The organism is Streptomyces sp. FH025, assembly GCF_017427025.1.
Taxonomy (GTDB): Bacteria; Actinomycetota; Actinomycetes; order Streptomycetales; family Streptomycetaceae; genus Kitasatospora.
Genome location: NZ_JAFLNG010000146.1, coordinates 1 through 13,189, shown reverse-complemented (window position 1 = coordinate 13,189; position 13,189 = coordinate 1). Strand labels below are relative to the sequence as shown.

The window sequence follows — 13,189 nt, the reverse complement described above, 5'->3', positions numbered from 1 at the left end:
TGCGCGCCGTCGGCGACGCCGGTACCGACGAGCGTGGTGGCGGTTTCCTTGCGTCCGAAGCCGGCGGAGTACCAGCCCAGCGGCGGCTCGCTCTCGCCGCGGTGCGCCCGCCAGGACAGTTCCCCGGGCAGGTCGAGTTCCGCGGAGCGCTCCTCGCCGTCGCGGGTCCAGGTCAGCACGGCGCGGCCGCCCGTCAGCTCCGCGGTGATCGCCGGGCCGAGGTGGAAGGCCAGGCGTACCGGCCGGCGCGGGCCGCGCACCTCGTCGACGATCCGCAACTCCCGGCTCGCGGCGGTCAGTTCCACCCGGCGGCGGTGCACCGAGGGCCGGTAGCCGTCGTGTTCGGCGCACCAGCGGGTCACGTTCGGGTCGGAGGTGTCCGCGACCAGGACCCGGGTGCGGGCGTGCTCGGTCCACAGGAACGGGCCGCCGGAGACGGACTGGTCGGCGCCGTCCAGCTCCAGGGTGTTGTGGCCCAGGGTCGACCGGAAGTAGCGCCGCCACTCGGGCTGCCCGTGGTAGCAGTACGTCCCCGGGTCGGCGAGCACGTCGACCCCGTCGTGCCTGACCTCCACGGACAGCGCGTCCGCGTGGCCGTGCGCGGCGATGGAGAGGAACCCGTGCGGGCCGCCGTCGCAGCGGCACCAGATCTCCTCCCCCGCGCGCAGGATGCTCATCCCCGCGTCGGGGAAGTGGACCGGGCGGCCGGCCGGGCGCCTCACGGTTCCGTCCTTTCCGTACGGCCGCAGGAGCGCGGCCAGCAGCGGGGTGCGCACGTCGTTGCCGGTCACCTCCGGCCACCAGTCGAGCCGGCCGAACACGGCGCCGCCGGTGGCCAGCAGCGAGGCCCAGCGGTCGGTGCCGGCGCCGTCCACGACCAGGCCGTGGCCGTCGTCCGCGTCGCCCTGGCGCGGCGGCCGCAGCCGGTTGTCCACGACGGCCGCGAGCGCGTCGCTCATCCGCAGCAGGACGAGGCGGACGGTCGCGGGGACGGGCACGTCGGCGGCGTCCGCCTCGGCCACCGCGGCCAGGCCGAGCTCCAGGACGAGCCCGTGGTACTCGGTGGCCAGCTCACGGTTGAGGCCGGAGAGGAAGGTGTTGGCGCGCAGGTGCCGGTCCAGCGACCGCAGCGCGTCGGTGCGCCAGCGCCGGGAGGAGGGGAACCAGTCGAAGGCGCAGGCCGCGGCGAACTGCCCGGCCGCCTCGGCGATGACGTGGTTGTTCGCCGAGGACCCCCGGCTGGGGAAGGCGGCCAGCCAGCGCTGGTGGTGCCATATCTGGTTCAGCGCCACCGGGTTGGCCTCGAACAGGGCGGGCGCGCCCTGCCAGCCGTCGAGCAGCCGGCGCACCCACACCCAGGACAGCAGCCGGATGCCCAGCTCGATGCCGCTGATCCAGTGCACGCCGCGCAGCGGCGGGTTGGTCTCCCACCAGGAGCGCAGGTGCTCGGCGACGCGCTCGGCGTAGCGCTCGTTGCCGGTGATCGCGTAGGCGGCGGCGAGCACGGTCAGGTACTGGTGCCGGGACGGCTCCCAGATCTGCTTGATGTCCCCGACCGCGTCCTCGTCGCGGTACGGCACGTCGAAGGCGTAGCCGTCCGGAGCCCGGCGCCCGGTCCTCGGGTCGCGCCACCAGTCCGGGGCGGCCAGGTCGTCGCGGTCCACCCCGAAGAACTCGGCGTGGCCGTCCATCAGCCGGTCCGCCTCGGCGACGAGGCGCTTCGCGGCGTCCGCCGGCACCGCGGCGATCGTTCCGGCGGGCAGGACGGCGGTGAACCGGGCGCCGGTCACCCGCGGGCCGCGCGGCGGCGCCGAGCGCCACCGCCGCCGGCGCGCCGCGTCGCCCACCCGGCCGCCGATCTCCCGCGCGCCCATCCGGGACAGCCGCCGCAGGTACCAGCCCGCGCTCATGGTCATCGGGCCACCGCCAGCGTCACCGGCGCGCCGCCGGTCAGGGCGGCCTGCACGGCGAGGGTGGCCGCCGTGGTGGCGACCAGCGACTCCAGCGGCACCGGCATCGGCCCGCCGGTGCGCACGGCCTTGACGAACGAGGCCAGTTCGGCGGACTGGCCCTTGTCCCGGGCCTTGGGCAGCCGCGAGCTGACCCACCGCTTGCGCCCGGCCGTGCCGTCGAAATACACCGAGGCGCGGACGAAGTCGTCGAGCTTGAGCACCTTGCCGTCCGCGATGAGGTCCAGCGTCTCCTTGGGGAAGCCGCCCGGGCCGTTGGTGACGTAGCCGATGCTGGCGGTGGAGCCGTCCGGGTAGCGCAGCACGACCTGGAGGTCCTCGTTGCCGGCGGCGGCGACCGCGTACACCGAGACCGGGTCGGCGCCCAGCAGCCAGCTCGCGGTGTCGATGAAGTGCCCGCCCTCGCCGGCGAACCGCGAGCCCTCGGTGCCCTGCTGGAGGTACCAGCTGCCCTGCTGGAGGCGGCCCGCGTTGACCAGGTAGCGCAGGCTCGCCGGGCCGGTGCGGGCGCCGAGGTGGGCCTTGGCCTCGCGCAGCAGCGGCGCGAACCGGCGGTTGAAGCCCACCTGGAGGCGGTCGTTGCCGGACTCCTCCACCGTGGCGAGCACGGAGGCGAGTTCCTCCTCGGTCAGGGCGAGCGGCTTCTCGACGAAGACCGTCTTGCCCGCGAGCAGCGCCCTGCGGGTCAGGTCGGCGTGCGAGCTGTGGCGGGTGACCACGAACACCGCGTCGATCGACGGGTCGCCGAGGACGGCGTCGAGGTCGGTGGTCGCCCGGGCGAAGCCGAACTTGCGCTGGGCGTTGGCCCCGGACAGCGCCGTCGTGGTGACGACCGTGGACAGCGAGACGCCCTCGCGCTGGGCCAGGTGCGGCAGCAGCATCGACGTCGCGTAGTTGCCCGCGCCGATGAACGCCAGCCGCACGGGGGACTTGCCGGTGCGGGCCGGGGCTGCCTGCGCGGCGGGGCGCCGCACGGCGGGCACCGTGACCTTCGGGGCCTCCGGCTTCACCTCGGCCGCGGGGTAGCGGAACAACGCCGTGACGGCCTTCAACTCCCCGTCCTTCAGGCGCCGGTACGTCTCCACGGCGTCCTCGAAGTCCGCGACGTGGGAGACCAGCGGGCCGACGTCGACCCGGCCGCGCGCCATGAGGTCCAGGAAGCAGGCCAGGTTGCGGCGCTCCGTCCAGCGCACGTATCCGATCGGGTAGTCGCGCCCCTCCAACTCGTACTCCGGGTCGTAGCGCCCGGGGCCGTACGAGCGGGAGAACCGGACGTCCAACTCCTTCTCGTAGTACGCGTTCCACGGCAGGTCCAGCCGGCACTTGCCGATGTCGATCACCCGGCCGCGGTCCCGGGCCAGGTGGGCGGCCAGCTCCACGGGCTGGTTGCTGCCGCCGCCGGCCGCCAGGTACACCTGGTCCACGCCGTGGCCGTCCGTCAGCTCCATGACGGCGTTCTCCACGGCCGCCGAGCCCGGGTCGCCGCAGGCCGCCGCGCCCAGGCTCTCGGCCAGTTCGCAGCGCGAGGGGTCGGGGTCGGCGCCGACGACGCGCACCCCGGCGGCGGTGAGCAGCTGCACGACCAGTTGCCCGATCAGCCCGAGGCCGATGACCAGCGCCACCTCGCCGAGCTGCGGCTCGCCCTGGCGGACGCCCTGCAGGGCGATCGACCCGACGGTGCCGAAGGACGCGTGCTGCGGCGAAAGGCCGTCCGGCACCGGGGTGTAGAGGTTCTTCGGCACCCAGTTCAGCTCGGCGTGCAGCGCGTGCTCGTTGCCGGCGCAGGCCACCAGGTCACCGACCTTCACGTCGTCGATCCCGGCGCCGACCTGCTCGACCACCCCGCACAGCGAGTAGCCCAGCGGCGTGTAGGAGTCCAGCTTGCCCATCACCTTGCGGTAGGTGGCGGGCAGCCCGTTGGTGGCCACGCTCTGCATCACCTTGGCGACCTGGTCCGGCCGGGAGCGGGCCTTGCCCAGCATCGACATGCCGGCCTCGGACACCTTCATCAGCTCGGTCCCGGTGGAGATCAGCGAGTAGGTGGTGCGGACCAGCACTCCGCCCGGCTTGCACCCGGGCACCGGCACGTCGAGGACCGCCAGCTCGCCGCTCTTGTAGTTCTGTACGACCTGTTTCACCGGAAGTCCCCTTGTTCATCAGCGATAGGCGGTAAGCGGTAAGCGGTTAGCGGTTTCTAGGCGGTCGGGTGGGCGGTCCGGCCGGAGCCGGAGGTCGCGCCGCGGTACCAGTACTCCAGGGTCAGCACGTGCCACAGGTGCTTGGAGTAGTCCTGCTGCCCGGCGGCGTCCTGGGCGACGAGCCGCGCCAGCGCGTCGCGGCGCAGGAACCCGGACCGCACGAGCTCGCCGTCGTTGATCACCTCGCGCACCAGCGGGGCCAGGTCCCGGCTCATCCAGGCCCGCAGCGGGGCGCTGAACAGGCCCTTGGGCCGGTACACGATCTCCCGGGGCAGGACGGAGGTGGCCGCCTCCTTGAGCACCGCCTTGCCCTGCCGGCCGACGATCTTGCGGTCGCCGGGGATGGTGAACGCCGCCTTGACCACTTCGACGTCCACGTACGGCACCCGCACCTCGGTCGACGCGGCCATGCTGGAGCGGTCCGTGTACGCGAGGTTCAGGCCCGGCAGGAACATCCGGGCGTCGCCCAGGCACATCCGGTTGACGAAGTCGTCGAGGTCGTTGTCCTCGTAGACGTCCGCGTGCTCGGTCAGCACGTCCTGGACCGTCCCGGCCAGGTCCGGATCGACCAGGGCGAGCAGTTCCTCCCGGTCGTACATGGTGTAGCTGCGCCGGAACGCCGCCTCCTCCGGCAGATCGGCGAAGGAGAGGAACCGCTTGGCGAACCGCACCGACCGCAGCCCCCGGTGGGAGGTGGCGACCGGCAGCCTGTCCACGGCCGCGGACAGGCCCCGCCGCAGGGGCCGGGGGACGCGCTGGTAGCGCAGCGCGAGCTGGTTGGCCAGGTGCTTGCGGTAGCCGGCGAACAGTTCGTCGGCGCCCATGCCCGAGAGCATCACCTTGACCCCGGCCTCGCGGGCGGCCGAGCAGATCAGGAAGGTGTTGATCGCGGCCGGGTCGCCGATCGGCTCGTCCAGGTGGTACGTCATCCGCGGCAGCAGGTCGAGCACGTCCGGGGCGATCTCGATCTCGTGCAGGTCGACGCCGAACCGCTCGGCCACCTGCCGGGCGTAGCGCAGGTCGTCCGGCATCGCCTCGAACCTGGCGTCCTCGGCGCGGAACCCGATCGTGTAAGCGGAGATCCCGGGGTGGTCGCGGGCCGCCAGCGCGGTCAGGTAGCTGGAGTCCAGCCCGCCGGAGAGGAACGTCGCCACGGGAACGTCGGAGAGCAGGTGACGCCTCGTCGACTCCTCGACGATGGCGGCGAGGTCCGGCAGTTCGCCGGCCCGGGCCCGCTCCCGGCCTTCGGCGGCGACGTCCCGCAGGTGCCAGAACCGGCCGCGCTCGATCCGGCCGTCCGGCCGGCACCGCAGCCAGCTGCCCGGCGGCAGCTTCTCCGCCCCGCGGAGCGCGCACCGCGAATCCGGCACCCAGTAGTACAGCAGCGAGGCCACCAGCGCGCCGTGGTCCACCTCCAGCGCCCCGCCGGTGGCGGCGGCCAGGGCCTTGAGCTCGGAGGCGAACACCAGGCCCTCTCCGCGCCGGACCAGGAACAGCGGCTTGATGCCGAGCTGGTCGCGGGCGAGCACCAGCTCGCCGGTGCGCTCGTCGAAGATCCCGAACGCGAACATGCCGCGCAGCCTGGGCAGGCAGTCCGTGCCCCAGCGCCGCCAGGCCTCCAGCAGCACCTCGCTGTCGGAGGTGCCGCGGAAGCGCACCCCGGCGGCGGCCAGTTCGGCCCGCAGCTCGGGCGCGTTGTAGAGCTCGCCGTTGTACGTGAGGACCAGGCCGTCCGAGACCATCGGCTGGGCGCCGGTCTCCGACAGATCGATGATGGCCAGCCGGCGGTGCCCCAGGTGCACCTCGCCGTCGCCGAGGGCGTGGCTGTAGCGGCCCGCCCCGTCCGGGCCGCGGTGGGCGAGGGTCTCGGTGAGCAGGTCGGTCACGGCCTTCCCGTCCGGCCATCGGTACGTGCCTGCGATGCCGCACATGTCCTACCTCGCCTCCTGGTCGCTGTCCGGGACCCGTGCGGTCCACATCGGTACTCGTTCCATCCGCCGCCGGCCCGTGCCGATCTGCCGGGCCGGCGGCTCGTCGCGGCCGCTCGGCGCGGTGTCGGGCCTGTCCCACAGGGTGCCGTCGGTGCGGTCGCGCGGATCGGGGTCGATCAGCACCACCCCGATCACCGCGATGTGCTGGTCCGCGAGTTGGCGCGCCACGGTGTGCAGCCAGGCGGCGCTGCCGTGCCCGGCGCGGACGACGAGGACCGTCCGGGTGCCGAGGTGACGCAGGTCGGTCCAGGCGGTGCCGGGCGCCACCGAGCCGACGCCGAGGCGGCGCGGGCCACCCGGTACGGCCTCGGCTCCCCCGTCGTCGACCACGGTCGGGCCCGCGGCCTTGCGGCGGCGGTCGGTGAGCCGCGCGCCGGGCAGGCCGTTGACGACGACCACCGGGCCCTCCGCCTCCAGGGCCCCGGCGAGGTCCAGGGCGATCGCGCCCGCGTTGCGCGCACAGCCCAGTTCCAGCAGCGACACCGCCTCCTCGGAGCCGCGGACGGTACGGGCCAGGGTCGTGGTGAGCCCCGTCCGGGCCGTACGGGTCCGTTTGCGCTGCCACCGGCCGGCCGGCCGGTGGGGCAGCTCGGCGATGACCGAGGCGCCGAGGTTCGCCGCGATCTCCCGGCGCAGCACCGGGCGGTCCGCCACCACCGCGCCGACCGCGGCGATCGAGAGCCCGAGGACGAGCCCGAGGACGAGGCCGATGGCGGCGTCGGTCGCGGCGGTCTTGGGCAGGGACCGCTTCAGCGCGTGCGGGGTGTCCACGATCTGGGTGCCGGCGATGAGCCGGGGCGTGCCGACCCGGGCCGCCGCGGCGCGCTGGCCGAAGTCGGTGATCCGCGAGGTGAGATCGGCCCGGCTGGCGTACAGGGACTCCAGGTTCGCCGACGTCTTCGACCCGCTCTGCTGCGACGCGTCCCCGATCGACTTGTTGACCTGGGCGAGTTCCTCCTGCATCCGGTCGCGCTCGTCGAGCAGGGCCTTGGCCTCGGCGTCCGCGGCCTGCTGGATCCGTTGCACGTGGGCCGCGACGAACGCTTCGGCCAGCGCCTTGGCGCGGGCCACCGCCTCGGTGTCGGTCTTGGCCGTCACGGTGATCTGCAGCAGGTTGTTGGTCAGGCCGAGGCCCCCGTAGTCCTTCAGGAAGTCCTCCGGCTTCTCCGGGGACCCGAGGGACTGGAGGGCCTGGCCGGCGATCCCCACGGTGTGCAGCAGGGCGGCGTCGGTGCGGATCAGCGTTCCGGGGTCGTTCGGCTGGTCCGCCTGGTGCGCGACCAGCACCGTGGTCACCGCGCTCGGCGGCGCGGGTTTCAGGACGGCCGCCGCGGCGCCGAGCAGCAGCCCGATCAGCGCCAGGGAACACCAGAGGCGGCGGCGCCTGCGCACCGCGACCACCAGCGACTGGAGGTCCACCAGGGGAGGGGCGGCCGACGACTCCGCGCTCCTTCGCGTCGTCACTGCGACCCTCTCCTCGGGCCGGCGCCGACCGCGACTGCCGGTGTGGCGCCCTGACGGTCGGAGCGGTCGGAGGATCGCGTCGTACGGGCCCGGACCGGGGCGGCGAGGACGATGCCGACGACCTCGTGCTCGGCGTCCGCACACGCCCCGGCGATGCCCGAGAGCTCCGCCGCGGTCCAGCTGCCGGCGCTGAGGACGATCAGGGCGCCGGACTCCTCCACGTCGTCCGGAAGCAGCGGCCGGGCGACCGGCACCTCCACCACCCGCAGCTTGGGGTATCCCCTGCTCGAAGGGCTTGGGGAAGGGTCGCCGCCCGCCTCGGCGGCGAGCTGCCCGGCGGCCAGACGGGCCGGCCCGTCGCCGTCCGGGACGACGACCAGCAGCCGCCCGGGGGCCGGCAGCCGGTCCCGCAGGCGGGCGCACACCCGCCGGAAGCGGATCTGACGGCTGGCCTCGTCACCGGAGGCCTGCGGGATCGGCAGGTCCCACCGGGCGTCCAGGCCCAGCAGCCGGCGCACCAGGGCCCGCGGGCCACGGCCCCGCGGCCGCCGCCCGGGCTGGTCGGCGGGTACGTCGACGGTACCGAGCAGCTCCGAGCCCAGCGCCGCGGCGATCTCCGCTTCGGTGCGCAGCCGACGGCCCGTCCGGGCGGCGGCGAGATGGCCGATGACCGCGACCAGGAAGAACAACAGCGCTCCGCCGCCGATGAGTTGGATCCTCGTCGGCGCCACCGCGTCGGTCGGCCGGACCGCCGGCCCCATGACGACCATGGTGGCCTTGGTGGAGGTCTGGTCGACCTGGTCCAGCTTCTTGACGGCCTCCTCCAGCGCGGTGCGCAGCTTCGCGAGTTCGGTGCGGGTCTGCACGCTCTCCACGGTCTGCCCCGGATTGGCCGCGTCGGCCAGTTCGGTGATGCGCCGACTGGCCTGCGCCACCAGCTGCCGCAGTGCCTCGGGCTGCGCCGCCTCGGGGGCGGCGCCGTCGCCCGACATCCGCGCGCCGAAGGCGACGAACTGCTTGGCCATCTGATCGGACAACTGCTGGGCACGCTCCGGCGTTTCGGCCGTACCCGAGATCTTGATGATGTTCCCGTCCGAGGCCGTGGCGGACACCCGGTCCCGCAGCTGGGTGCCGCCGACGCCCTTCCAGCCGAGCGAGGCGGCCGCGCGGTCGATCACCACCGAACTGGTCGCGATCTCCGCCTGGGTCAGCAGCTCGCGCTCCTGCCACGCCCCTGGAAGCAGCACCGAGGTCGAGGTCGTGTACTGCGGCGGCAACAGCAGGGAGGCGCCGTAGCCGACCAGCGCACCCGCCACGGCGAGGACGGCGAGAAGCCGCCAACGCCGACGGAGGATCCGGCCGATCGTGACCAGGCGTATCGTTTCGTCGCTCAACGGTGCGGCCTTCTCCCGGGCTGGTCCGGGGAGCCCGCCGACCTCGGGTGGCGGCAGGCGGCGGCGTAGGCGTCGAGCAGGGACCGCTGGGAGTTGCGCCAGGACAGCGGCCCGTTGATCCGCTCCTGGCCGATCTTGCCCATCAGGGCCCGCTTCTCCGGATCGTCCATCAGCAGCGCGACGAGCCTGGCGAACTCGGATTCGTCGTTGGCCGGCGCGTAGACGGCGGCGTCACCGGCGGAGACCCGCGCCTCCCGGAGGTCGAACGAGACGATCGGCCGGCCCATCACCATGTACTCCAGGACCTTGTTCATGGTCGACACGTCGTTGAGCGGATTGCGCGGGTCCGGGGAGAGGCAGACGTCCGCGGTGGACAGGTAGCGCACCAGGTCGGCGTCCGGAACCCGCCCGGTGAACTGCACCTGCTCGGAGAGCCCGAGCCGCCGGGACAGCTCCACCATCGCGTCGAAGGTGTCGCCGCCGCCGACGAACACGGCGTGCCAGTCGGTCCGTCCGAACTCGTCGCGCAGCTTCGCCAGCGCCCGCAGGGCGTAGTCGACGCCGTCCTGCGGGCCCATCACGCCGAGGTAGCACAGCAGATGGGGCTTGCCGCGCTTCAACTCCGGCTCGGGCGCCACCGGTTGGAACCGGTCGGTGTCGGGCGCGCTGCGCACCACGAAGACGTCCTCCGGCCGCTTGCCGCCGCGGCGCAGCGCGACGTCCCGGTAGCTCTCGTTCGTGGCGAGGACGACGTCCGCGGCCCGGTAGGTCATCCGTTCCAGCGCGACCACGCCGCGGTGGAGCAGGTCCTCGCCGCGGTCGAACCGGGAGAGGTACAGCTCGGGCACCAGGTCGTGCTGGTCGAACACGAACCGCGCGCCGCGCCGCTTCGCCAGCAGGGCCGGCAGGAACAGCAGGTCGGGCGGGTTGCAGGCGTGGACGACGTCGACCGGGCCGACCCTGCGGGCCAGCCGGGCCGTGTGCCAGAGCGCCGATCCGTACTCCCGCAGGTAGCCGGCCGGCCCTCCGGTGGCCGCCTTCAACGGGTAGCGGTGGATCCGCACCCCGTCGATCACCGCTTCCGGCTCCGTGTCGCGTTTGCTCCCCTGCGGGCAGATGACGTCCACCGTCCAGCCCGCGTCGCGCAGCGTCGTGCACTCCTGCCACACCCGCCGGTCGAACGGCACCGACAGGTTCTCCACCAGGATCAGCGCGCGACGGGCCCGCCCGTCGCCGCCGACCGTGTCACTGAACGACGCGTCACCAGGCAAGGCCCACGTACCCCGGTTCGGCCCGGCGCGCCTCGGCGTCGGGCAGGCGGACGAGGTCGACGATCACCGGTCCGTCGCCGTGCGGCAGGGCCGACAGCACGGCCGGGTCCTTCGTCCCGACCACGCACACCTCGGCGTGCTCCAGCACCTCGTCGACGGACCGCGCGAGCAGCTGCGCGAGGTGCGGCAGCCGGGTCTCGATGTACTCGCGGTTCGCGCCGAGCAGCCGGGAGAGGTTCACGTTGGGGTCGTAGATCCGCAGGTCGTAGCCCTTGCCGAAGAGCCGCTCCGCCAGCTCGACCAGCGGGCTCTCGCGGAGGTCGTCGGTGCCGGGCTTGAAGGACAGGCCGAACAGGCCCACCCGGCGCCTGCCGGTGCGCTCGACCAACTCCACCGCGCGCCGCAGGTGTTCGGAGTTGGAGGGCAGCACGTGGGAGAGGATGGGCACCGAGACGTCGGCCCGCTGCGCCGCGTGGACGAGGCTGCGCAGGTCCTTGGGCAGGCAGGAGCCGCCGAAGGCGAAGCCGGGCCGCAGGTAGGCGGGGCTGATGTTCAGCTTGTGGTCCGCCAGGAACACGTCCATCACCTGGTGCGAGTCCACCCCGAGCGCCTGGCACACCGCGCCCAGCTCGTTCGCGAAGCCGATCTTGAGGCCGTGGAACGCGTTGTCCGCGTACTTGATCGCCTCGGCCGTGGGGACCGGCACCCGGAACACCTCGCCGGGCAGTCCGTCGTACAGCGCCGCGACCACGTCACCGCTCGCCCGGTCGAGCTCGCCGATGACGGTCTTCGGCGGGTCGAAGAAGTCCCGCACGCTCGTGCCCTCGCGCAGGAACTCCGGGTTGACCGCGACCCCGAAGTCCACTCCGGCCGTGCCGCCGGCGTACTTCTCCAGGATCGGTACCAGCAGGTTCAGGCAGGTGCCCGGGAGCATCGTGCTGCGGAACACGACGGTCTGCCGCCCACCCCGCTCGGCCACCGCGGCGCCGATCTGCTCGGTGACCCGTTCCAGGTACGTGGTGCACAGGCTGCCGTTGGGCTCCGACGGCGTGCCCACGCAGACCAGCGACACCTCGCTGTTCATGATCGCCTCGCGGACGTCGCCGGTGGCGCACAGCGCTCCGGTCCGCACGACCTCGGCGATGAGCTCGCCGATCCGTTCCTCGACCACCGGGGCCTTGCCGTCGTTCACCAGGTCGACCTTCACCTGGTTCACGTCCACCCCGATGACCTCGTGACCCAGGCTGGCCAGGCAGGCGGCCGACACGCAGCCCACGTAGCCGAGCCCCAGGACGCTGATCCTCATGACCCGTTCCTCCCCTCGGGCAGGCCCTTGTGGCCGGCCGTCCGCGCGCCGATCGATCGGCGCCCCCCTCGCATCAGTAGGCACCCCGCCCCTGGAGCACCGCACGCAGCGTCTTCCACAGAATCACCGCGTCCAGGGCGAGCGACCAGTCCTCCACGTACCGCAGGTCCAGCCGCACCGCCTCCTCCCACGGCAGGTCGCTGCGCCCGCTGATCTGCCACAGGCCGGTGAGCCCGGGCTTGACGAGCAGCCGCCGCCGGATGTCCGGGCCGTACGCGGCGGACTCCTCCGGCAGCGGAGGCCGCGGACCGACGAGCGACATCGAGCCGGCCAGCACGTTGAAGAGCTGCGGGAGCTCATCGAGCGAGTACCGGCGCAGCACTCCCCCCACCCTGGTCACCCGCGGATCGCGGCGCAGCTTGAACAGCAGGCCGGCGCCCTCGTTGCGGCCGGCCAGCTCGGCCCGTGCCCGGTCGGCCCCGACGACCATGGTGCGGAACTTGACGATGGTGAACCCGCGGCCGTCCTTGCCGACCCTGTGCTGGCGGTAGAACGCCCCGCCCCGGCTGTCCAGCAGGACGAGCAGCCCGACGAGCACCATCAGCGGTGCGAACAGGATCAGCAGGACCGCGGCGCCCAGCCGATCGACGACCTCCTTGACCGCCCGGGGGCCCCCGGTGAAGGTCGGCATGCTGACCCGCAGCATCGGGATCCCCAGCACCGCGTCGACGTGCAGCCGCGGACCGGCCACCTCCATCAGCACGGGGGCCACGACCATCTCGGCGTCGCCGCCCTCGAGGTTCCAGGCCAGCCGCTGCAGCCGGTCCGGTGACCAGTACGGGTCCGGCGTGACCGCGACGACCCGGTAGCCGTCGCGGTGGACGTGGTCGGCGACGTCCGTCAGCCGGCCGACGACCGGCACTCCGTCCAGTCGGTCACCACCCGGCCCGAGCGCGTACGGCGTGCACACCGCCTCCACCCGCCATCCGAGGTGCGGGAACTTGCGGGTGCGGGTGATCAGATCGCGCAGCGTGGCCGGGCTCCCGGCCGCGAGCACCGGGCGCAGGCACTGTCCGACGTTGCGCCGCTTGTGCAGCCAGAGGCGCAGCAGGTACCGCTCGGTCATCGTGACGAGCGTGATCGCCGGGATCGCGACGAAGATCCAGAGCTTGATGTTGTGCGAGGTCAGGGCGATTCCGCCGAGCGCCAGGACGACGGCCGCCGTGAACAGCGAGCGTCCGAGCCGACGGAACTCCTCGGCGCCCTGGCCGAGCACGGCGGGAGCCCACGACCGGGTCACCGCGAGTGCTCCCAGCACCAGCAGTTCGGTGCCGAAGGCGAGAATGCCCCACTTCTCGTGCCAGTTGGCCGCGTCCCGGACCCCGAAGAAGCCTCCGATCGCCGCCACCACGAAGGCGGTGGCCGTGGTGTCGCTGGTGATCACGGCACGGCGGTACCGCTGCTCCCAGTCGCTCTCGGACCGCCTGATCGCCCCGTTCCTCAGACGCCCGCGCGCCGACGGAAACGGGCCGACTAACTCACCTTCCTCCCCGGCTTCTTCCAGGTCGCCAGTGGGTTCGACGTGTTCGCTCCAC

The 13,189-nt window shown here is 73.3% G+C and carries 8 protein-coding genes; all 8 read right to left on the bottom strand.

What is annotated here, in order from left to right; genetic code table 11:
* Positions 1-1,916, bottom strand: a 1,916-nt coding sequence (locus tag J0670_RS13405) for an alginate lyase family protein (protein WP_207811759.1), incomplete at its 3' end; no start/stop codon positions are given.
* Positions 1,913-4,108: a bi-domain-containing oxidoreductase gene (locus J0670_RS13400; RefSeq protein ID WP_207811758.1), complete on the bottom strand. Its 2,196-nt coding sequence runs from the start codon at positions 4,106-4,108 to the stop codon at positions 1,913-1,915. The genes J0670_RS13400 and J0670_RS13405, both read right to left, overlap by 4 nt.
* Positions 4,109-4,164: 56 nt before the next feature.
* Positions 4,165-6,099 carry an asparagine synthase (glutamine-hydrolyzing) gene (gene asnB / locus J0670_RS13395; protein WP_207811757.1) on the bottom strand — a complete coding sequence of 645 codons (1,935 nt, stop codon included), beginning with the start codon at positions 6,097-6,099 and terminating at the stop codon, positions 4,165-4,167.
* Positions 6,100-6,102: 3 nt separating this feature from the next.
* Entirely contained in the window at positions 6,103-7,623 is a 1,521-nt protein-coding gene (locus J0670_RS13390) for a Wzz/FepE/Etk N-terminal domain-containing protein (RefSeq protein WP_207811756.1), read from the bottom strand.
* On the bottom strand, positions 7,620-9,017 hold the full coding sequence (locus J0670_RS13385; protein ID WP_207811755.1) for a Wzz/FepE/Etk N-terminal domain-containing protein: 1,398 nt from the start codon (positions 9,015-9,017) through the stop codon (positions 7,620-7,622). Before J0670_RS13385 ends, J0670_RS13390 begins: the two co-directional genes overlap by 4 nt.
* On the bottom strand, positions 9,014-10,288 hold the full coding sequence (locus tag J0670_RS13380) for a glycosyltransferase family 4 protein (protein ID WP_207811754.1): 1,275 nt from the start codon (positions 10,286-10,288) through the stop codon (positions 9,014-9,016). Before J0670_RS13380 ends, J0670_RS13385 begins: the two co-directional genes overlap by 4 nt.
* Positions 10,278-11,594: a nucleotide sugar dehydrogenase gene (locus J0670_RS13375; protein ID WP_207811753.1), complete on the bottom strand. Its 1,317-nt coding sequence runs from the start codon at positions 11,592-11,594 to the stop codon at positions 10,278-10,280. The genes J0670_RS13380 and J0670_RS13375 overlap by 11 nt, the downstream gene beginning before the upstream one ends.
* 73 nt (positions 11,595-11,667) lie before the next feature.
* Positions 11,668-13,158 (bottom strand): sugar transferase, encoded by a 1,491-nt coding sequence (locus J0670_RS13370; protein ID WP_207811760.1) that lies wholly within the window; start codon positions 13,156-13,158, stop codon positions 11,668-11,670.
* Positions 13,159-13,189 lie beyond the last annotated feature (31 nt).

What these genes read in the sequence shown, in the direction of transcription:
- J0670_RS13375 (WP_207811753.1), bottom strand. Translation starts at nt 11,594, where the DNA reads ATGAGGATCAGCGTCCTGGGGCTCGGCTACGTGGGCTGCGTGTCGGCC.
- asnB (WP_207811757.1), bottom strand. Translation starts at nt 6,099, where the DNA reads ATGTGCGGCATCGCAGGCACGTACCGATGGCCGGACGGGAAGGCCGTG.